We start from the raw sequence: 22506 nt of genomic DNA on the forward strand, positions 1-22506 counted from the left end.
GCTGAGCTTGTCGAAGCATCTTTTTAGTAAATTCACGATTCATAATTAACAATTCTACTTGATTAGTTCAAATAAAATCAACAATACGCACAAAGTATTTTGTAAATCATTCAGAAACAATTAAATTTGCATTTCAATTTTTAATAATTTATGGCAAAAATTACAAACGAGCAGGAAGGTAAAGAAACAGTTGAGTTTTTTAAAGATCTTGACAGAGAAGCTTTAAACACAGAAAGGTTCCTTGAAAAATATTCAAAACCTTTGGGAATTGTTTTCGGACTACTTATTTTAGGGGTTCTGGGTTTCTTCGGTTACAAACAATTTGTTGTAGCTCCTAAAAATGCAGAAGCTGTAAAAAGTTTCCTGGCTGCTCAGAAAAATCTTGCTGACGGTAAAGATAAAGAGGCTTTAGGCGGAAAATCTGCTGCAAATCCGGGTTTCTTAGGAACTTATAACGAATATTCTGCAACCAACGTAGGAAAGCTTTCCGCTTACAACGCTGGATTGGTGAAATTCAAGGAAGGAAAATTTCAGGAAGCTTACGATCTTTTAGACAGTTTTTCATCCGACAACAAAACGTTGATGGCAATGAAATACGGAGCTATGGCAGATGCAAAATCCGGTCTTAACAAAAATGATGAAGCACTTCAGTTATTAGACAAGGCTGCTTCAGCTTCAGACGATCCTTACACAACGTATTATTTTACAAGAAAAGCAGGTATTTTAGCTTTAGGATTAAAGAAAAATGCAGAAGCTAAAAAGTATTTTGCAACAATCGACGAAAAATATCAGGACTACGACAACGGAATGTCTGATTCTTATATTGAAATGACTAAATATTACTAAACAATGGCAACAGTTAATCTTTCTGATTACAAGCCACTTAACATAACCAATGCCGATGATTTTTCTATCGGCATTGTTTTTTCTGAGTGGAATGATTTTGTAACCTACAATCTTCGTGATGCAGCTCTGGAAATCCTTCAAAAAGAGGGAGTAAAATCTGAAAAAATTTCTCTTTTTCCGGTTCCGGGAGCGTTTGAGTTAAGCTACGCAAGTATGCAGCTTTGTAAAGAAAGAACCTTTGATGCAGTAATTGCGATCGGATGTGTGATCCGTGGTGAAACGCCGCATTTCGACTATGTCTGTTCGGCGGTTGCACAGGGAATTAAAGATTGTAATATTTTGACGGATACTCCGACGATTTTCTGTGTTTTAACAGACGATACAAAAGAGCAGTCGATTGCGAGAAGCGGCGGCGATCTTGGGAACAAAGGAGTTGAAGCGGCTGTTACGGCTCTGCAAATGATTGATTTTAAAAAGAATCTTTCAGGCAGAAAAGGAAATATCGGATTTGGAAATTCGTAATTTTCAAAATAAAAAATATTTGAAAGAACTATTGAAGAATAGTTCTTTTTTTGTCCCCGAACAGTTACCTCCTGAATATTATATTGTTAAAATAATTTTAAATATTTATAAACTTTCTAATTATTGTGGTATTTTAAAAAAATATACGTTCAGATAATATTCAATACTTATTTTTGTAAGAATTCATATTCAAATCATAACAATGTTTGTTCAGAAAACAAAACCATTCCTTTATTTAGGAATCTTTTACCTTATCATTTCTTTAATCATAAGGATTGTATTTTTCTTCCATCCCATTACCACAGCAAGTTTTGGAGTGTTTGAAGTTTTAAAAATAATTTTGGTGGGTGTTCTCAATGATGCTTTGGTTTTTGTTTTAGCCAGCACTTTTTTAGCCCTCTATTTTTTATTTCTCTCCAATTCAAAATATCAGAAACCTTACGGACAGATTATTTTGGGAATTTTAGTGCTCTTTTTCCTGTACATCCTTCTGATTCCGAACAATATTTTCAAACAATACGGTGGCTCAGTTGCAGAAATTACTCTGGCTTTTATCGGGTTAAAAATTATATGCTTCGCATTAATGCTTTTCCTCCCGAAACAACGTTTGAAAATAAGAAACATACTTTATTTCATAACGCTTTTTCTGTACGTTCTACTTATCGTATTCAACGCAGTAAGTGAATATTTCTTCTATAACGAATTCGGATTGAGGTACAATTTCATCGCGGTAGATTATCTCATCTATACCAACGAAGTGATTGGAAACATCATGGAAAGCTATCCCGTTGTTCCTCTTTTCTCGGCAATTTTTATCGTAACACTTTCCATTACATTCTTCATTTTTAAGAAAACCAAAAAAGAACTTTCAGATCTTCCGAATCTGAAGCAGAAATTTATTTTACTGGGATCGTTTATTCTTCTTGTAGGAGTAAGCTTGTTCGGATTAAATTTCACAACAAAAATGAAAGGAAACAGCGTTTTTGAAGAAGAGATTCAGGCAAACGGTCTTCCTAAATTCTATTGGGCATTTACCCACAACGAGCTGGATTATTTCCAGTTTTACCCTGAAATCAATCAAAGTCAGGCAGAAAAAAACTTTTTAAGCCAGTTTGCTCCACCTGTCCTGAAAAGAAACATTGTACCTGCGGAACCGGAACTGAAAAAAAATGTGGTCTTAATTTCTATTGAAAGTTTATCGGCAGACTTTTTAGCACATTATGGAAATACACAGAAAATTACTCCTTTTTTAGACAGTTTAGCCGATAAATCATTAATGTTCACCAATCTTTACGCTACCGGAAACAGAACCGTTCGTGGTCTGGAAGCATTAACACTCTGTATTCCGCCTACAGCCGGAGAAAGCATTATTAAAAGAGAGAACAACAAAAATAAATTTACCACAGGAAGCGTTTTCAAATCAAAAGGATATGATGTAAAATTTTTGTACGGAGGATACAGTTATTTCGATAATATGCAGGATTTCTACGCCGGAAACGGTTATGACATTGTCGACAGAAATAATTTCAAGCCGGAAGAAATCACGTTTGCAAACGTTTGGGGCGTTGCCGATGAAGACATGGCAAAAAAAGCCATCCAAACCATGAACGCCGAAGCAAAATCCGGAAAGCCGTTCTTCAATCACTGGATGACGGTTTCCAACCACAGACCTTTTACCTATCCTGAAGGAAAAATTGATATCCCCGGAAATGCAAAATCCCGTGAAGGCGGTGTAAAATACACAGATTATGCTTTGAAAAAATTCTTCGAAATGGCTAAAAAACAGGATTGGTATAAAAATACGGTCTTTGTGGTCATTGCAGATCATTGCGCTTCCAGTGCAGGAGATACAGAACTTCCAATGGATAAATACCGAATTCCTGCGATGGTTTTCTCGGAAGGATTTATCCAGCCGCAGAAATTTACCCAAACCATGTCTCAGATCGATGTGATGCCGACTGTTTTAGGTTTGCTGAATTTCAGTTATCAGTCGAAATTTTTAGGTCAGGACGTTTTCAGCAAAGAATTTCAGCCGAAAGCTTATGTAGCAACGTATCAGGATTTAGGATTTGTAAAAGATAATTATTTAACAGTTATTTCTCCTTTAAGAAAAATTAAGCAATACGCTTTGGTTCAGCAGAAAAACAATCTCGCTCCGGAATTTAATATTTATTTTGATGAAAATCCTTTAAAAGAAAAGGAACAGAATAAGCCGATGGTGGATGCAACGATTTCAGCATATCAGTCGACTTCTTTCTGGCTGAAAAAAAATCAGCTGAATCGATAAATATTTTGAAAATATCATAATCCGCACAAAAATTGTATGGTTTAAATTTTTAAATTTACCAACAAATAAAAAATACAAACTATGAGATGGACGGACGACAGAGGCGGTAATGTGGAAGACAGACGCGGACTTGGCGGCGGAGCCGTTGTAGGAGGCGGACTGGGAACGCTTATTATTGCTGCAATTATATTCTTTTTGGGAGGTGATCCTTCCTCGATTCTTTCTTCGGGAGCGGGTTCCGGATCTCCGAGAACGGAACAGCGAGAACTGACTGCGGAAGACAAAAAAATCGGAGAAATGGTAGACATGATGGGAAAATGGAACATCACGACATGGGATCAGGTTTTTCAGGAAAACGGAATGCAGTATACTCCACCGAAAATTATCCTTTTTTCGGAAACTACACAGTCCGGCTGTGGCGTGGCACAGTCTGCAATGGGACCGTTTTACTGTCCTGCAGATCAGTCTGTTTACATGGACATGAGCTTTTTTAATGAACTTCAGCAGAGATTCGGAGCTAAAGTAACGGAATTTACGGTAGCGTATGTTTTGGCGCATGAAGTGGGACATCATGTTCAGACGCTTTTAGGAACAACGCAAAAAGTAGATCAGCTAAGAAGAAGCGGAAAATATTCTGAAGCAGAAATGAACAGGGTTTCTGTAGCCACAGAACTTCAGGCAGATTTTTATGCCGGAGTATGGGCAAGAAGAACAGATGCAGAAAAGCACATTCTTGAACCCGGAGATATTCAGTCGGCTATTGAAGCGGCTGAAGCGGTAGGTGATGATAATATCCAGAGAAGATCACAGGGATACGTTAATCAGGAAAGTTTTACGCACGGATCCTCTGCGCAGCGTAAAGAATGGTTTATGAAAGGATACAACACAGGAGACATCCGACAGGGAGATACTTTCAACCAGCTTTTGAAATAATTATTTAAATCAGCCAAATAAAAAACCCTGAAGAACCAATCTTCAGGGTTAATTTTTATTGTAATTCTATCGGGTTGCTGTTTCTTTTCGCTTCCTCTTTTACTCTTTCTTCCATCCTTTTTCTGAAATCTCCGGAATTTCCTCCTCCGAATCCACCACCGCCACGGTTTCCTCCACCGCCGTCAATTCTCATAAGCGCACCCATTCCGCCACCCTGCGTCATAAATGACATCGGATCTTCCATGAATTTTTTCTGCTGTTTTACATAATCGCCTCTTTTTACTTTAATGGTATTTCCGAACTGATTCATTGTTGGGAAATCTGCGATTTTATAATTTTTCATTAAATCGAAAGAATATTCTCCTTTATCATCTTCCACTTTTACAATCAGTCCCGGAAGTCCACCAAATTTATATGGTCCGTCCTGATAAGGCAGATCTGTGGTAAACCATGCCGTCCATTTTCTTCCTCCAAAATCTGTTTCTGCTTTCTGAACTTTATAATCTCCTATTTTCGTGGTTTCCGAAGAAATTTTCCAGTTGATCGGTCGGTCTTCTTCGTAAGTATACATATCTCTTCCGATTCTGTCTTTGAACGTCATTTTCTGGCTTTTCTTATCTTTTTCAACAGAATAATTGATGTTGGATCGTAAAGCTTCCATCTGATCCCTGTTGAAACCTCTCGCTCCTCCACTTTGCATTGCTGCCTGAATTACAGAATCTCTTTTAATTCTGTTTTCGGAATAAAAAACAGATTTTTCCGGAGAAATGTCCAGATACGCATTTTCTGTTTTCGTATCTGTTTTATTGGACGCATCGGGTTTCATCGTAACCTGATATACAAATCTGTTGGTCTGTGCAAAAGCCGTCTGCATGAACAAAGCCAAAACAAGAATGCCTAATTTTTTCATTTATAGTATATTTTTATTGTAAACTGTAATTTTAAAGACTACACAAAAAAACAGTGAAATCTTTGTTTTATTTATAGATTTAAAATCCCGATCAAAGTTAAATCAAAAACAGGCTTTACGACGTCTATTAAGAAAATTTAAATATTTTTAACAGTAAATTCATCACTGAAATACATCTATTAAGAACAGAATCATCAAAATAGATATCTTCGATTTGAGATTGCGGAAATTAGTTCGTATTTTTGCATCATTAAATCATTCTAAATAAATACAATGATAAAAGTATCAGATCAAGCAAAAGCAAAAGCCATTCAGCTGATGACAGAGGACGGTTTTAAGCCTTTTGAAGACTATATAAGAGTTGGGGTGAAAAGCGGAGGATGCTCTGGTTTAGAATATGTTCTTAAGTTTGACAACGAAAAAACAGATACCGACCAGATTTTTGAAGACAATGATATCAAAATTATTGTAGATAAAAAATCAATCCTCTATTTAGCAGGAACCATTCTTGAGTATTCGGGAGGTTTAAACGGAAAAGGATTTGTTTTTAACAATCCGAATGCATCCAGAACCTGCGGATGCGGTGAGAGTTTTTCTTTGTAAAAAAAGACATTGGATGCAGATTTCAGATTTTGATAAAAAATCAGATCTGAAATCTGTCTTCTAAAATCTTAAAAAAAAATAATGAATAAATATACTGAAGACGATCTAAGAGTCGATCTGGAAAATAAAAAATACGAATTCGGCTGGGAAACAAAAATCGATTACGAAGATTTCCCAACGGGTTTAAATGAAGACATTGTCCGTGCAATTTCTGCTAAAAAGGAAGAGCCGGAATGGATGACGGAATGGCGTCTGGAATCTTTCAGAATCTGGCAGAAAATGACGGAGCCGGACTGGGCAAATATTAAATATGAAAAGCCGGATTTTCAGGCGATTAAATATTATGCTGCGCCAAAAGTAAAACCTGAGCTGGAAAGTCTGGACGAAGTAGATCCTGAATTGCTAAAAACTTTCGAAAAATTAGGAATCAATATCGAAGAACAGAAAAGACTTTCAGGTGTTGCGGTAGACATCGTAATGGATTCCGTTTCTGTAAAAACTACTTTTCAGGATACTTTGATGGAAAAAGGAATTATTTTCTGCTCCATTTCCGAAGCAATAAAAAACCATCCTGATTTAGTAAAAAAATATCTTGGAAAAGTAGTTCCAAGAGGAGATAATTTCTATGCAGCTTTAAATTCTGCTGTATTTTCTGACGGAAGTTTCTGCTACATTCCTAAAGGCGTAAGATGTCCGATGGAATTGTCTACGTATTTCAGAATCAATCAGGCAGGAACAGGTCAGTTTGAAAGAACACTTGTGATTGCAGATGAAGGAAGTTATGTTTCTTATCTGGAAGGTTGTACAGCACCGTCAAGAGATGAAAACCAGCTTCACGCAGCGGTTGTTGAGCTGATTGCAATGGATGATGCTGAAATTAAATATTCCACTGTACAAAACTGGTATCCGGGAAATGAAGAAGGAAAAGGAGGGGTTTTCAATTTCGTAACGAAAAGAGGACTTTGCGAAAGAAATGCAAAAATCTCATGGACTCAGGTTGAAACCGGTTCTGCGGTAACATGGAAATATCCTTCATGCATTCTGAAAGGAGATCATTCCATCGGTGAATTCTACTCTATCGCCGTAACGAATAATCACCAATATGCAGATACAGGAACTAAAATGATTCACATCGGTAAGAATACCAAATCCACCATCATTTCCAAAGGTATTTCCGCAGGAAAATCCAATAATTCCTACAGAGGTCTGGTAAAAGTAATGCCTTCTGCAAAAGGAGCTAGAAATTTCTCTCAGTGCGATTCTTTACTGATGGGGAATGAATGCGGAGCTCATACTTTCCCGTATATTGAAATTAAAGATCCAACTGCACAACTGGAGCACGAAGCAACGACTTCAAAAATCGGGGAAGACCAGATTTTTTACTGTAACCAGAGAGGAATTGATACAGAAAGAGCTATTGCTCTGATTGTAAATGGTTTCAGCAAAGAAGTTTTAAATAAACTGCCAATGGAATTTGCCATTGAAGCCCAGAAATTACTGGAGATTTCTCTGGAAGGTTCTGTAGGATAATGTCTGTTCTCAGGTTTGACACATTGTTTGTCATTCTGAAAGAAGCAAAGCGGAGTGAAGAATCTAAGTTAAAATAGATTTCTCCTTCGTCGAAATGACAAAACAACGCATTAAAGATTTGTTTAAATTCTTAATGTTTAAAATAAATAAAAATAGTATTTCATTTGCAAGTGTAAGTACTTTTATAATCAATGGTTTAGGATTATAAAAGATAAATGTTAGTCTGCCCTTGCGATAAATTTGAAAATATGTTAGAGATAAAAAACTTGCACGCCAAAATTGAAGACGGCGACAAAGAAATTTTAAAAGGAATTAATCTTGAAATAAAGCCGGGTGAAGTTCACGCTATTATGGGACCGAACGGAGCCGGAAAATCTACGCTTTCTTCTGTTATCGCAGGAAAAGAAGATTATGAAGTTACAGACGGAGAAATTATTTTCGGAGGTGAAAACATCATCGAAGATGCTCCTGAAGAAAGAGCCCACAAAGGAATTTTCCTTTCTTTCCAGTATCCGGTAGAAATTCCGGGAGTTTCTGTAACCAACTTCATCAAAGCAGCGATGAACGAAAACAGAAAAGCTAACGGATTGGGAGAAATGCCGGCAAAAGAGATGTTGGCAATGATTCGTGAGAAATCTGAAAAATTAGGCATTAAAAAAGATTTCCTTTCAAGATCTTTAAACGAAGGTTTTTCCGGAGGTGAGAAGAAAAGAAACGAAATTTTCCAGATGATGATGCTGGATCCTAAACTGGCTATTTTGGATGAAACCGATTCAGGATTGGACATTGATGCGTTAAGAATTGTTGCAGATGGTGTAAATGCTTTCAAAAACGAAGGAAATGCAGTTCTTCTGATTACCCACTATCAGAGATTGCTGAACTATATTCAGCCTGATTTTGTTCACGTTTTAGCCAACGGAAAAATCATCAAAACCGGTGATAAATCTCTTGCGTTGGAGCTTGAAGAAAAAGGGTACGACTGGCTTTTAAATTAATTAAAAGATTAAAAAATTCAGAGATTTTATCTGATCTCTTAGTTTAACAATTTCAGCCAAACAAAAAAAGAAAAAATGGTGCAAACCACAGATATACCAGTAATGGCATTAAAAGAACAGATCATACAAAACCATAATGAATTTTTGGAGAGCCTTCGTCACAGATTTCTGGATGAAGATCGTAAAGCAGCTCTTCAGAGGTTCGAAAAAGCTGGTTTTCCTACAAAAAAGGACGAAGAATACAAATATACCAACCTAAAGGAAATTACCGAGAAAAACTACAACTTTTTCCCGAAAGAAAGTCACAACATCACCAAAGAGCAGTTGGATCAGCTTCATTTAGGTGAAGAGAATTTCGACTGGATTACTTTCGTGAACGGTAAACTTCATAAAGAGTTATCTAAAGTTTCCATTGAAAATGTTGAGTTTCTTTCATTCAATTATGCATTGAATGATGAGAAACACAGAGATGTTTTCGAGAAATATTTCAACACGATTGCTGAAGATCAATCTGCTTTCACGAATTTAAATCAGGCATACTGCAAATACGGTTTCTTTCTTAAAGTTCCGAAAAATGTAGTGATTGAAAAACCGATTCATGTTTTTTACATTTCTCAGAATCAGGAAGAAAATACGTTCTACAATACGAGAAACCTTTTAATTGTAGAAGAGGGCGCCAAAGTGGAAATTATTGAAAGTCATCATAATTTTGACAGCACGTATGTGTTAACAAATTCTGTTACGGAAATTTTCACCTATCCGAACGCAAAAGCGGACTGGCATAAAGTTCAGAACGATAATGATACTTCTTATCTGATTGACAATACTTTCGCAAAACAGGAAAAAGACAGCTTAACGACTGTAAATACATTCTCTTTCGGAGGTAAGCTGGTAAGAAATAATTTAGATTTTATTCAGAACGGATCGAATATCAATTCATTCATGAACGGAATTACCATTATCGGAAAAGATCAGTTGGTAGATCATCACACGGCGGTTCACCACAATCAACCGAATTGCGAAAGTTACCAGAATTATAAAGGTATTTTCGACGGAAAATCTCACGGGGTTTTCAACGGAAAGGTTTTCGTAGATAAAATTGCCCAGAAAACGAATGCTTATCAGCAAAACAACAATGTTTTACTCAGCGAAGGAGCAACGATTGATACCAAACCTCAGCTTGAAATTTTTGCAGATGATGTAAAATGTTCTCACGGCTGTACAGTAGGACAATTGAATGAAGATGCGTTATTTTATCTGAGAGCAAGAGGGATTTCTAAAAAGGAAGCTCAGGCGTTATTGTTATACGCTTTTGCGAACGATGCCATGCAGAACATTGACATCGAGCCATTAAAAGAAAAAATTTCAAAACTTCTGGCAGAGAAGCTTCAGGTTGATATAGAGTTTTAACAATATATAATTGATCAATACGAAGGCTGTTTCATTTTTGAAGCAGCTTTTATTTTTTTTTACTCTTAAAAATTGTAATCGTAAAGAATATTTTTTAAAATCAATTTCTGTGTTCAAAGAAAATCAATGAGGTTGGATCGTAGTTTTCAATAAAAACTTCTACAAAATCTGAAAATGTATTGGTCGTTTTACAATAAAACTCATCCCTCATATCGGGAAATTCTGTATAACCTTCCATATCTAACCCATAAACTGGTGGATTATCTCCCTCATCCAAAAATATGTAATTGATAAATATCGAACCATCCATCTCGGAAACAACCCAAAAGTCTTTAGAAATCAGTTTTTCTAATCCAAAATCTTTTAGATTGGCTTTTGCCATTTTAGTTTTGTCATTAACAAACTCAAACATAGAACTTAGTCCCGTTGAACTAATTGGTTTAAAATACTTTCCTGTTAAGGTTAAATCATCATCAATATACTTATGAATAGTTTAAACAAAATGAATATCAATGTATTACAATTTTTGTCATGTACTTAAAATTTATTATTTAAATATTTAAAATATAGGAAATGTAGTTCCTATCTCTCCAGTTGTATTGTTAATATAAAAAGTAACTTCTATATTATTTGTAGTTGTTCCAATAAACTTATCAGTACTATTAGGATCTACAATTTTATTCTTTCTTCAAATTTAAGACAAAAAAATACGGCAACTTTTGGCTGCCGTTAAAATTGTATCTTTCATTATATGCTCCGAACTTCTATTTTTTAAAAAAAATCAGTAAAAGAATTAGCAATCTTCTTGGATTCTTCATCAGAAAAATAAATATAAATTTGCCCAAAATTATTTGATTGATAACCCATTGCTATATACCCTCCGACTAAAGTACCAATTGATAATAAGTTTGGATATAAGAATTCATGCTTACTTTGATAATAACGTTCAATATTACCTGTTCTATATTTTATTGGAAAAAAACTACCAAGTAAAACTTCGCTATCTCCAAAATCAATTACATATTCTTTTTCGACAGGAACGAAACCTCCATTATACTTTAACATATGTTCTTTATAATCATCAGGTAGTGAGTTGCCTATTAAGATTTCTAAATTATGGACATCTGTCTGATGAATCGAATCGTATATTTTAATAAACTCTAATATGTTCTTTTAAAGGCATCGATTTGTGTGTTTGTCTTGTGAGAAACAAAAATACGGCAACTTATGGTTGCCATTAAAATTATAAATCATCAATAGACTTTATTTCTAAAAATTCCTCTAAAGTATTGTTGTAAAAAATTGGCTCCATTTCATCATGACGGAAAAGATAAATTTGTCCATTTTTACTACCATTTCCTACATAAATGCATACTATGTGACCAACTCCTGTATTGGCAAAAGGCAAATACTCATAAAGAGGTGCTTTTTCTTCTACCTTTTGTTCCGCTTCTTTTACAGCCTGTTCTGTTGCTTCTTTGGTTTTGCCAGATTCTAAAGCTTGGCGGTTTTGGAGATTTGTTTGGCTTCATCTATAAAAACAAAAGGGCTATTTCTAGCCCTTAAAAATTAATAATCTTTCTCCCACATCTGGGTTTCAGGATTCCAGCCAAAAGTATCGGAGTAATCTTCCATGATTACTTTTTCTATCCCTGTTTTAAAATCGTCGGAAACTAAACATGGAAAATCTCCAGACATGTAGACTTTGCCATCAGCATCACATTCTAATCCTGCATTATCCAATAGATAGTAAGCAATTGGGAAAGTAAAAGTATTACCATAATATCTAGGATTTTTTAGAAAGCCTTCAATTTTATAAATACCTTTTGTTAATGCTTTAAAATTCATAATTCCAGTGACATCATTTTTATTGTATTTATGTGTTTCGACCTCTAAATCTCCATATTCATATAAAAAATCTTTTAAGAATTGTGGAAAATTTTCAAATCCTTTTATCTTATCAAATTTTGATTTTACATTTCGACCTTCAAACCAGCCTGCTTTTTTAAATTGCTTTTGTACTTCTTTTTTGAATTCCATGGTATATTTAATTATAAAAAGGGCTATTTCTAGCCCTTAAAAATTAATATTCATCTACCCATTGTTTAATCTCTGGATTCCACTGTAAAGTATCGGAATAATCTTCCATAATTACTTTTTCTATTCCTGTTTTAAAATCATCAGACACTAAAACTGGAAAATCTCCCGACATATAAATTTTGCCGTCTGCATCACACTCTAATGTGGCATTATCTAAATCATAATATGCAATAGGAAAGGTAAATTTCCCACCATAATATGCTGGTTCTATAAGATATTTATTTACTAAAAAATATCCTTTTGCAAGAGCATTAAAATCTAAGCTTCCATCTGCATATTTTGTTAAAGTTTTTAATTTTAAACCTCCATACTCATATAAAAAATCTTTTAAAAACTGTGGAAATTTTTCAAATCCTTTTATTTTATTGAAAGTTGTTTGGACGTTTCGCCCAGAACTCCATCCTGCTTTTTTAAACTGTTCTTGTACTTCTTTTCTAAACATAATAATACTATTTAATTTCTGTAATTTTAAAATATTTCAACATTGGATTACATGATTCACACGCTTTTTTCGTAAGTCCGTGTATTAATTTATCATTTTTTCCATTGGGAATCGCAACAGCTCTACTCCTTGTTTTGCTTAAAATTTCCCTTGCTTGTTCTATTTTCATACTGTTCTTAGGCATTCCAAGTCTTTTCTCTGCTTCAAACAAAAACTCTGAAATACAGACGGGTTCTCCACACATTCCATGAGGTCCTCTTAACCGTAATTTTTCATCAGCTATTTTGGTTAACCATTCTTCTACTAACTTATGTCTTCTGGTAGACATACTGGCTTTTCTTATTCCTTTAGAAGAATAGCTTACTGCCTGATAGGTTGTATCTTTAATTTCACCTTCTAATACTGCTACGGCTCCTGGCCGTAAATCAGGATTTTTCCATTTAGTAAGAGCATCATCTGCATATTGCCGAAGCAGAACATTCATATCTATTTTTTTAAGAAAAACTTTTTTCTCTTTAGAAAGTTTCTTTCTTTTACTAGTTACTGTTACCTCCTCAATCTCCTCATAAATAGGAGCTTTTTCTTCTAACTTCTGCTCTGCTTCTTTTACAGCTTTTTCTGTTGCTTCTTTGGTTTTGCCTGTTTCCAGAGCTTCTTTAGCAGATTGGGAGATGTGTTTTCCTTCTTCTTCTGTTAATTCCTCTACCGTTTCTTTCACCAACTTTTCTTCGGTTTCTTCTATGATTTCCTCTACCGCTTCTTTTTCTACTACTGTACCTATTCTTGCTGCTTTAGAACCTTTTAAAACAGGAACAAGAAACATTATAATGTCCGGAACCAGTTCTCCTAATTCTTTCAGCAAAAAGTAACTTTTCCCTTCATACGTCAAATACCATTTCCCAAAATCCAACAATATTTTGTAAAACTTTTTGCAAATTTTATCCAGTAATTCAAAAGTATTATAAAAAAGGTCATTAACAAAATTTTCAAATTTTTCGGTAAGCTTATCCGTCATTCTGAAGCCGAGTTCATCTCTTAATATCAGTATGACTATCGCAACCAAATCACACAACCCAGCCACAAATTCTAATATTCCGTTGTAAAGCCCTACATAAAAAGCATGATAATGTTTTATAATGGTTTGAAAACTTCCGTCAGGAATATAAATTTTAGCAAGATTTTCAAGATATCCATCTGTTATTTTTTGGCATTCGTCTATATTTTGTACAAGCCATTTTTTTACCACTTTGGAAACGGGATCGTCATGAGTAATTTTCTTATCAATCTCTGATTTCAAAGCGTCATAAGGTTTATGAAAATATTCTTTCAACGATTTCACTCGGTCTTCCTGCTTGTCATAAAAAAAAGAATTAGGTAAAAAAGCGGGAGTGTATTCTTTTTCGGGCAAATCGCCATTCCAATATTTATCTTCTTTGTATTTTTTGGTTCTTAGCCAATGTCCAATTCCAAAAGCCCAATTTGGTAAACTAAAATCTAAATATTCTCCCCCTTTCACAATGAGCATAAACCAAGAAAAATCATCAAATTTGTGATTATCATATTCATACTGAATAGCTTTAATCATTAGATCTTTAAAATCTGGTGTATTCTGTTCTTGTTCCACCGCTTGTACTGTTTGTGCTGATACACTAGCTTTCCATGCTCTTTTAATAAATTCTTCTGCAATATCTTTAGGATCATTATCATTCCATGGCAGCTCTCTAAAATACTTATCCTTTAAATCGTCTAATACAGCTGGTCCAAATTTTACCCTTACAATTTTCCCAAAATCAAATTTACCATCGTCTGTTTCTATGAAAACTAAGACTTCAAAAGGTCTATCAGAATTAGGTATATTCTGTGGGTCTTCATACATTTTTATGACTTCTTCTCCATCAGGATGAGCATATACTATAAAATTATACTTAGATGTATCTGAAAAAGCACCATAAGCATCTGCTTGGCTATATGACACCCTTTTTGAAATATCAGCAATGGTAAGATTTCTTTTTTCTATTATTTTTGAAGCTCCAAAAATATCTTTTGCCCATTCATGAATTTTTTTTTCCCAATATTGCCCAAAAAGACTATTCTTGAAAGCACTCATTTCCTCAAAAGACTTACTAGCAATACCCTGCAATGGATTTTTATTTCCTTCAAACCCTTGTGTTACTTCTTCAAAAGACAGTATTTTGTATCCGGATAAATCTCCGAATTCGTCATCAAATTTTTCCATTTTCTTCGTTTTTAGTTGTTAGACATTCTAATTCATTCAAAGGAAAAAGTTCTTTGGTTTTCATATTCTGGATAAATCTTTCGGTTTGGCTTTCGTCCAACACCAAAAGATCTAAGTGATAATCTTCATCTAACAGAACTCTTGCATTTTTCAGCTTGCACCTGGTTTGCACCAAAATATCCCAATCTTTTCCTTCCAGTTCGCTCCAGCGTTCCAAAGGAAGCCTTCCTCTGCTCCCAAAAAGTAGAATCTTTTCTACCGCAGTAATCTCGCTAATCTTGTCTTTAAGACGCGTGAGGATATAAGGCAGCACTTTATCGTGCTGCCAAATAGCCTCGGGTTTTACCCGACTCATTTCTAGAAATTTTAGATTACACCAAGAATTTGCTTAAAGGAACTTTATCCAAATATTCCGCTTTTGGAATAACCTGACCGTCTTTATCCAAAATTCTTTCAAAGCCATACTTGTCGTATTCAGGGGATGCTATTTTCAACGTTGAATTTTGCAAATCCACAGAGAATTTTAATAACTCATGTCCTCCTACAGAATCATCTCCACCCGGTTTTGTGAACGTAAAGTTTTTAATTTTACTTATGTTGATTTTGAAAGTGATTCCATTGTTGCCAGTAGAACGCGCTTCCACGCCTTCAATTTGAGAAATTTCTTCAGCCAAAGTCTTTAATACAATTTCTGACGATTGAGTTCCTAACCAAGATGCATCCCTGTCAATGTTAATGATATTACCTAAACATTCGTATTTTCTCGGAAACACCTGGTAATTATCCATATCTTTTATGGTATTAAGATAATTATTCAATCCTCCCTGAAAACTAATCTCCATCCATTTGTCTCCGGATTGTCCGATTTGGTTTTCGTTCAGTTCAAAATTGCTTCCGCACATTTCACCCAGATTATCATCAAACTTCACTCCTGGTTCGCAATTGCAAGGCAATGCTTTTTCAACTCTTAAGCCGATGGAATCTGCCTGAAGAATGGTAAGTGATGTAGGAATTTTCTCTCTCCATGGTTCTCCTTCTTTGGTAGCTTTCGGAGATCTCATTTCGTCTACAATAGACAAGAACAACGGATCATCGATTACAGGAACTTCACCGCCATTCCAGATTTGTCCTGTTGCCAGGAAGTGTCTTACGGCTTCTTCAAAGCCTGGGCGTACTGTTACAATCACTCTTGCCATCCCGGACTGCATAAATGCTCTGAATGTAGGATCATTATCATCAAACTGATACAAATCTGCCCACGATTTTCTCTCTCCCCAATAATATGGATAGAAATAGTAGCTCATGATTTCCCACTCAAAGGCTTGTTCCATAAATTTCACAAACGCAGCATACTGATCCAGTTTTCCGTCTACTTTAATATCTGTATTCAGGAAGGTTTCTTCTCCGGAAGAATATCCGTTGTTGTAATACTTCCCTCTACCGAATGTAAGATCTACACTAGGATTTTGTTCCAGCATATACGAAATACAGTTTCTTCTTAAGATCGTGTTTTCTATTTTTCTGTAGAAGCCCGGATTTGAGCCTTTGATCTGTACTCCCATTGCTTTTGCGTCTGCTAATGCTTGTTCGTACTTAGATAACTCTGCCTGATAGGCTTCAATAATTTTGTTGAAGGCTTTTTGTAACCAGGCATTTTTAAATTCCAGCGTAGGAGTACATTCAGCAATTACAGTTAATGCAAATGTTCCACAGTCGAATGCTTTATAGGAAACTGCCATATTCTCTCTGATTCCCCCCAATCCGCTAAAAGCAATATCCTGCTGATTAAAGTGTCTTTCCCATTGTCTGTTATAGTATTTATTACCAATACAAACAGAAACTCCGGATCCTTCCATTCCATCAGGGTGGAAATCGAAAGCAACACTTGCTCTTGCTGTATGAACTTCATATCCTTCAGGTACTACAATATTATCACTTCCTGTTGTAAAATATCCCGGACTTGTATAATTTCCATGAAAACCTTTCGAAACATTAAATTTTGCAGATGGTTTCTCATCTATTTCTACATTATAACGCCCTAACCAATACTTTAGAATAGTTTCTCCTGAAGTCCCATCCAAAGACATGAAGTTTTCCATTTTATGGATGGTTGATTCTCTTGGATCTACCGGCTTTATTAATTGGTTTTCCGTATTTTTGGAAATCTTCATTCCTAAACTGTGAAGTTTCGCCGGTTCGGGAATCATAAATTCGAACATCATACGTTTGCCATAGTTATAGATCTGGTTTTTCACTACCTTATCTACCCAACGGTAAACTCCCACTACGTGATTGCTCCCTTTGGTATTGTCAAATCCGTGCTTGTTGTTTTCTTCATATTCTTCCAGAATTTTGTCAATTCGCTCTTCTTTTACCTTGGTAACAATTCTGTCCAACGCTCTTGCAGTGATATCCTTGGCTTCAGTCACCGCCTGTCTGTTACTTTCTTCTTTCGAATTATGAGTAGCAAAGTTTGCTCCCACGTTTAATCCGTATTCTCCCGTTGTGGATTTACTTCCCCATTTTGCACTAAATCCTGCCTGTACTCCAAAGTCTCTCGATTCCTGTAATATTTTGGCAACTTCACTCTGCATTTCATGTCTTTCAGTAGAGGTAGTATCTGTCAGTTTTTCTTTTTCTGATTCTGAAGATTTTGTAGTTTGAGATTCGTTACGTTTTAATCTTCTTGTCGCTCTTTCTTTATATTCCCTTGCCATGATGTTTTCAATGTGCGCCACATCTCCTTCCACATAGCAATAGGTAGATTGTTCTACTTTTTTGTAATCGGTAATTCCGATATTTTTCATCCCAAATCCTGATGGAATAAATGCTCCCGCAGGAGTAACTGTAGGATTTTCCGGGTTCTCAGGATTTTCCGGGTCGACAGGTTTCTGTACAGGAGTAAATGCTGCACTTCCTTTGAAAACACCTTGCTTAAGCACTCTGTCAATATCAGAATTATCTCTGATCAAAGTAACATCAAGGTTGTAGGTTTTACCATCATCTAAAACCACTTCCCCCTTTAGGATAAACCCATTTGTATTAGCCGTTTGTGAAGCAGGGATTCCCGTTCCGTTATAAAAAAGGAAATTGACTCCGTTTACTGCCTGAAATATATTGGTGGAGGTAATCTCCGGTCCGTTAATGGTTACTTTATAAGATCCGGAAACAATATTATGGGTATAATTATCTACCGTAAGCATGATAAACCATTCTGAAGTTCCTCTGCTATATGTTTTTACACTGTACGGAATCCACCCATTGGTATTGGCAGAATTGGTTACCGGAATAACTACACCTCCTACCATTGTAGAAACCTGCTGATTAAGCATCGTATTGTCTAAAATGGTTTGCTGTAATAGCTGATTATTTTGTGTAATACTTTGGGAAAGATCAGCAAAAGAAGAGATATCGGACAAAGCTGAACCCGGCTCTGAAGTTCCTAAAACTCTGCTTAATGCAGAAATATGTTCTTCATTTAAGTTTCTTAATAATTCTTCTGCCTGTATTTCAGGTCTGAATTGAAAATCAAATTCAGGAAGCTCAGGAGCTGGAACATAAGGAAGTTTTGTCAATTCTTCTTTATTTCCCGCCTCAAGAATTAACTTCTTTTGATATTCTAATTCTGCTAAACGGGCTTGATATTCTTTTCTCACAGGTTTTACTTCTCTTTCGTAAGAACTTAAAGCCTCTTTATGAGCCGTCTGGTATTCTTTTTTGTAAGTTTTTTCCAGTTTTTCTAAAGCAGCAGATAAATTTTGATTTTCCTGAAGCTGAATTTTAGCTTCTGCAAACTTCATGCTTTTATCATTATATGCTACCTTTGGAGTGCTTTGTGCTATTTTAGAAGCTGTTCCGGATAACGCTGAAGATCCCTTTACTACTTTGAAAAGCTCTTTTGGAAGTACTACTTTGGCTTTGATGACATCATTATATATATCTTCATTTCCGTCAGTATATACAGTAAGAATGTGGTTAAGGTGCAGAAACTGCATCAGCGTTTCCTTAGCATAGAAATCTTTTTGTGTGGTTACCTGATAAACCAAATTATCCCAAAGACCTGAATCTATTACAAGCATTGCTTTTTTAGTTGTTATCAGGTAATTTCTGTATTCCGAAATTTTTGCATCAAATTCAACTTTAGATGCTGTTGCTTTATTTCTCGCTACCCACACCGCCAAATCATAAAATACAGTATCTTTTGCTTTTAGGGTTTGTTCTGTTTCTATTGTTAACGGAAGAGAAGATGGAGACTCACAAAGTTTTTGCAAGGAAGTAGATGCGTTCAGCTTTTGGTCAAATACTCCTTTCTGAGTATCTTTTCTAAAGATAAATCTTCTTTCTAAATTTTTAGGGTCAGATAACTCCGCATTTCTACTGGTCGCGAATCTAAAAAGCGTCTGCGATGCGTTATTATTAGTATTTAAATTGTTTGTTGACATTTTTTTGTAAATTTGTTTTGGTTTTTATAAAGGTTAAGATTTGAAGCCTCTTTTTAGTAGAGTTACTTCAGGTTTTAGCCTTATTTTTTTAGGTGGTCTTCAGGCTAAATTATATCCACCTTGAGTTTTAAAGTCTAATTTCATTTCTGTGTTGTTTCTATAATGCAAATATCCATCAGGGAAGCGACAAAACTTGACGTATTAAATTCATTTTCAGATGTTTTTGTTATTTTTTTACAGTTTTCTGATAATCAGTAAGAAAGATTTACAGAATGTTTTTTGGAAAGGTTGAGAAAGAATTTTTAAACTTTAAAGTAAACTTTACTTGTGTTATTTAAAGCATATAAGCTACCTATCTTCTGATTTTTTTATATCTATTTATATTGATTATTAAAACTTTATTAGAAAACCTAAACTGTAAATCATTAATTTAATTGCCGGAAATCAGACTTGATTTTTTTTCATTCTTAAAAATTTTAATTACAAAAAATATTTTTTTCAGCTGATTGATCTATTGAAAGAAAAGTCTGATCAAAAACTGAATATTAAGGGAATTATATTTTTACTTTTAAATATTCAGGTAAATTCTTTTAAGAAAATCATTATTTAAAAATTTTTCTACATTTACGGCAAACACATAAAAAATGCTGATTAAAGTCTATGGAAGTGCCATTCACGGTGTGGCGGCACAAACCATTACGATAGAAGTAAATGTAGATACAGGCGGAGTTGGTTATCATCTTGTCGGGCTTCCGGATAACGCCATCAAAGAAAGCAGTTACAGAATTTCTGCTGCTCTGAAAAACGTCGGCTTTAAGATTCCCGGAAAGAAAATTACAATCAATATGGCTCCTGCAGACCTCAGAAAGGAAGGCGCCGCTTATGACCTGAGTATTGCCATCGGAATTCTTGCCGCTTCAGATCAGATTGTTGCCGAAAATATTCAGGAGTATGTGATTATGGGGGAACTTTCCCTTGACGGAACTTTACAGCCCATAAAAGGGGTTCTTCCCATTGCGATTCAGGCTCGTGAAGAAGGTTTTAAAGGAATCATTCTGCCCAAACAGAACACCCGCGAAGCAGCAATTGTTAACAGTCTTGATGTTTTTGCCGCCGAAAATATCAAAGAAGTTATTGACTTTTTTAATGAAGGAAAACCACTCCCAAAAATCGAAGTAGATACACGTAAAGAATTTCAGGAAAAGATTAACGATTTTCCTTTTGATTTTTCTGAAGTGAAAGGACAGGAGGCTGCAAAAAGAGCGATGGAAGTTGCGGCAGCAGGAGGACACAATATCATCCTGATCGGACCACCCGGAAGCGGAAAAACAATGCTTGCCAAAAGAGTTCCGAGTATTTTGCCGCCTTTAACTTTAAAAGAAGCGCTGGAAACAACCAAGATTCATTCCGTAGCCGGAAAGATGGGTACGGAAACGTCACTCATGACGGTTCGTCCTTTTCGATCTCCACATCATACGATATCGGATGTGGCATTAGTTGGCGGCGGCGGTTATCCGCAACCGGGGGAAATTTCACTGGCTCACAACGGGGTTTTGTTTCTGGATGAAATGCCGGAATTTAAAAGAACGGTTCTTGAAGTGATGAGACAGCCTTTGGAAGATCGTGAAGTTACTATTTCAAGAGCCCGATTTACGGTAAATTATCCTGCCAGTTTTATGCTCGTTGCTTCGATGAATCCGAGTCCGAGCGGATTTTTTCCCGACGACCCGAACAATACTTCCTCAACCTACGAAATGCAGCGATACATGAATAAGCTTTCCGGACCGCTTCTGGACAGAATTGATATTCATATTGAGGTTCAGAAAGTGGAATTTGAACAGTTGGCGGAACGCAGAAAAGGTGAAAAAAGTGAAGACATACGAAAACGGGTTCTCATTGCCCGCGAAACTCAAAGAGAGCGATATAAAGATTTAAAAATCAGCTATAACGCTCAAATAGGACCAAAAGAAATTGAAAAATTCTGCGAACTGGATGCCGCATCTTTCAACCTCATCAAAATGGCTATGGAAAAGCTTAATCTTTCCGCACGAGCTTACGACAGGATTTTAAAAGTATCCCGCACCATCGCAGATCTTGAAGAATCTGAAAATATTCTTTCTCATCATGTTTCGGAAGCCATCCAATACAGGAGTTTAGACCGTGAATTCTGGAGTGCCTGATCATAAAATATCTCTTTGTTTTAATTATAATTTTTTGTGGTTTCGGGGCAGCAAAGCTGCCCCGAAACTTTTATTAAAATATTTTTTAATACGACAAGTTTTGTCGTTATAAAGATTCTTTTTTGCATAAAGATCAAGTAAAACTCAAAATAAAAAATGAAAACTGCTGTAGAAATTTCCGAAACAGATGCTCAGGAACATCATTTCAAATCTGTCATTCTTCTGTCAAAAGATTTTGCTGCGCATGAAAGTTCGGTAGCAGAGATCGACACGGCCATCCTCAAAAATGATTTCGGAATCTTAATCATTAAAAACAATCAGGATCAGACGGCAGAATTTTCATGGCAGAAAAATATTATTTCTTCCAATACGGAAAGTGGCTATTTTAAGGAAATAATGAATGATCTGGGAGTAACCGTTCATCATAATGAAGATTCTATTGCCATAATTAATGGTGGAGTGAAACAGTTTCTGACGATTCATTTTATGATTTAATTGTAAAAAATTAAGCTAAATAAAAAAGTCCGCCAAAATAATGAGCGGACTTGTTCTTTATGATAAAACCTGTTCAAGGGAGAACTGCATTTTTTAAATTCCTTTCTTTCCATACAAGATCATTCTTATCATTTTTACTTTTCTGTTTTCTCTTGTTTCCGGCTTTTTCGCTTCTTCAATCCAGCGGATATATTCCTTTCTGTGGGTATAGCTCATCTTGTCGAATAATACTTTCGCATCAGGATTTTCATTAAAAAGCAATACAATATCTTCCGCAATCTCCACTATCCTTTCTTCTTTGTCTTCCGTTAAAGAAACGGAAACCTCATCTCCGAAAGATTTTCCGATCTGTTTCCTGATTTCCTGAGTTAAGCCTAAAATATGACACTCCGATTTCATTTTGGCAAGGCTTCCCCGATATTCAACTTTATCGTCAAAAACAGCTTTTATTTTTACCTGACCTTTTTTACCAAATACCTCTTCCGTGGAAAAAGGAAATTCTACAAAAGCCGCATTCATTTCGCCGTTTTGCTTAATAACTGCTTTAAATTGTACAGAATCTGTTTTCATACATT

19 protein-coding genes and 1 pseudogene are annotated in these 22506 nt (G+C 35.5%); 10 read left to right on the forward strand and 10 right to left on the reverse strand.

Translation table 11 applies throughout. From position 1 onward, the window contains the following. Positions 1–150 precede the first annotated feature (150 nt). From PFY09_RS12095 to ypfJ, 4 genes are all read left to right on the forward strand, one after another. Complete coding sequence (locus PFY09_RS12095) at positions 151–846, forward strand: YfgM family protein (protein ID WP_076393910.1); 696 nt, start codon at positions 151–153, stop codon at positions 844–846. 3 nt (positions 847–849) lie between these two features. Beyond that, positions 850–1368, forward strand: coding sequence for a 6,7-dimethyl-8-ribityllumazine synthase (gene ribH / locus PFY09_RS12100; RefSeq protein WP_108411667.1), 519 nt, complete (start codon positions 850–852; stop codon positions 1366–1368). A gap of 202 nt (positions 1369–1570) precedes the next feature. After that, positions 1571–3655 (forward strand): LTA synthase family protein, encoded by a 2085-nt coding sequence (locus PFY09_RS12105; protein ID WP_271159867.1) that lies wholly within the window; start codon positions 1571–1573, stop codon positions 3653–3655. 81 nt (positions 3656–3736) lie between these two features. Continuing rightward, positions 3737–4588 (forward strand): KPN_02809 family neutral zinc metallopeptidase, encoded by an 852-nt coding sequence (gene ypfJ, locus PFY09_RS12110; protein WP_076393916.1) that lies wholly within the window; start codon positions 3737–3739, stop codon positions 4586–4588. Positions 4589–4643: 55 nt separating this feature from the next. On the opposite strand, the gene PFY09_RS12115 is transcribed toward ypfJ, so the two are convergent. Beyond that, positions 4644–5498: a GLPGLI family protein gene (locus PFY09_RS12115; protein ID WP_271159868.1), complete on the reverse strand. Its 855-nt coding sequence runs from the start codon at positions 5496–5498 to the stop codon at positions 4644–4646. 273 nt (positions 5499–5771) lie between these two features. Here PFY09_RS12115 and PFY09_RS12120 point away from each other — a divergent pair, with 273 nt between their 5' ends. From PFY09_RS12120 to sufD, 4 genes are all read left to right on the forward strand, one after another. Further along, positions 5772–6101 carry a HesB/IscA family protein gene (locus PFY09_RS12120; RefSeq protein ID WP_076393920.1) on the forward strand — a complete coding sequence of 110 codons (330 nt, stop codon included), beginning with the start codon at positions 5772–5774 and terminating at the stop codon, positions 6099–6101. Between the two features lie 81 nt (positions 6102–6182). Then, positions 6183–7631, forward strand: a complete 1449-nt coding sequence (gene sufB / locus PFY09_RS12125) for a Fe-S cluster assembly protein SufB (protein WP_271159869.1) — start codon at positions 6183–6185, stop codon at positions 7629–7631. 248 nt (positions 7632–7879) lie between these two features. Then, positions 7880–8626: a Fe-S cluster assembly ATPase SufC gene (sufC, locus tag PFY09_RS12130; RefSeq protein ID WP_087711759.1), complete on the forward strand. Its 747-nt coding sequence runs from the start codon at positions 7880–7882 to the stop codon at positions 8624–8626. 102 nt (positions 8627–8728) lie between these two features. Beyond that, complete coding sequence (gene sufD / locus PFY09_RS12135; RefSeq protein WP_268055485.1) at positions 8729–10036, forward strand: Fe-S cluster assembly protein SufD; 1308 nt, start codon at positions 8729–8731, stop codon at positions 10034–10036. Between the two features lie 100 nt (positions 10037–10136). On the opposite strand, the gene PFY09_RS12140 is transcribed toward sufD, so the two are convergent. The 8 genes and pseudogenes from PFY09_RS12140 to PFY09_RS12170 form a co-directional block, all read right to left on the reverse strand. After that, positions 10137–10448, reverse strand: a complete 312-nt coding sequence (locus PFY09_RS12140) for a hypothetical protein (RefSeq protein ID WP_271159870.1) — start codon at positions 10446–10448, stop codon at positions 10137–10139. A 359-nt stretch (positions 10449–10807) separates the two neighbouring features. After that, the gene (locus PFY09_RS12145; protein ID WP_408640189.1) at positions 10808–11203 is read right to left on the reverse strand and encodes an SMI1/KNR4 family protein; all 396 of its coding nucleotides are present in this window, start codon (positions 11201–11203) and stop codon (positions 10808–10810) included. A gap of 76 nt (positions 11204–11279) precedes the next feature. Continuing rightward, positions 11280–11456 (reverse strand): annotated as a pseudogene (locus PFY09_RS20860) (SMI1/KNR4 family protein); the annotation flags it as partial. Between the two features lie 149 nt (positions 11457–11605). Beyond that, positions 11606–12076 (reverse strand): SUKH-3 domain-containing protein, encoded by a 471-nt coding sequence (locus PFY09_RS12150; protein ID WP_271159872.1) that lies wholly within the window; start codon positions 12074–12076, stop codon positions 11606–11608. Positions 12077–12119: 43 nt separating this feature from the next. Continuing rightward, positions 12120–12578 carry an SUKH-3 domain-containing protein gene (locus PFY09_RS12155; RefSeq protein ID WP_271159873.1) on the reverse strand — a complete coding sequence of 153 codons (459 nt, stop codon included), beginning with the start codon at positions 12576–12578 and terminating at the stop codon, positions 12120–12122. Between the two features lie 7 nt (positions 12579–12585). Then, complete coding sequence (locus tag PFY09_RS12160) at positions 12586–14814, reverse strand: YwqJ-related putative deaminase (RefSeq protein WP_271159874.1); 2229 nt, start codon at positions 14812–14814, stop codon at positions 12586–12588. After that, a complete protein-coding gene (locus tag PFY09_RS12165; RefSeq protein ID WP_271159875.1) occupies positions 14801–15169 on the reverse strand; it encodes a hypothetical protein in 369 nt (122 codons plus the stop codon). The genes PFY09_RS12160 and PFY09_RS12165 overlap by 14 nt, the downstream gene beginning before the upstream one ends. Positions 15170–15185: 16 nt before the next feature. Then, entirely contained in the window at positions 15186–19256 is a 4071-nt protein-coding gene (locus PFY09_RS12170) for a hypothetical protein (RefSeq protein WP_271159876.1), read from the reverse strand. A 644-nt stretch (positions 19257–19900) separates the two neighbouring features. Here PFY09_RS12170 and PFY09_RS12175 point away from each other — a divergent pair. Both PFY09_RS12175 and PFY09_RS12180 read left to right on the forward strand, forming a co-directional pair. Continuing rightward, entirely contained in the window at positions 19901–21436 is a 1536-nt protein-coding gene (locus tag PFY09_RS12175) for a YifB family Mg chelatase-like AAA ATPase (RefSeq protein WP_271159877.1), read from the forward strand. Between the two features lie 156 nt (positions 21437–21592). Continuing rightward, complete coding sequence (locus PFY09_RS12180; protein ID WP_271159878.1) at positions 21593–21931, forward strand: hypothetical protein; 339 nt, start codon at positions 21593–21595, stop codon at positions 21929–21931. 93 nt (positions 21932–22024) lie between these two features. On the opposite strand, the gene PFY09_RS12185 is transcribed toward PFY09_RS12180, so the two are convergent. Then, positions 22025–22501: a YdeI/OmpD-associated family protein gene (locus PFY09_RS12185; RefSeq protein ID WP_271159879.1), complete on the reverse strand. Its 477-nt coding sequence runs from the start codon at positions 22499–22501 to the stop codon at positions 22025–22027. Between the last annotated feature and the right edge of the window lie 5 nt (positions 22502–22506).

The sequence above is a fragment of the Chryseobacterium gambrini genome (genome assembly GCF_027920505.1).
GTDB classification, from domain to species: domain Bacteria; phylum Bacteroidota; class Bacteroidia; order Flavobacteriales; family Weeksellaceae; genus Chryseobacterium; species Chryseobacterium gambrini.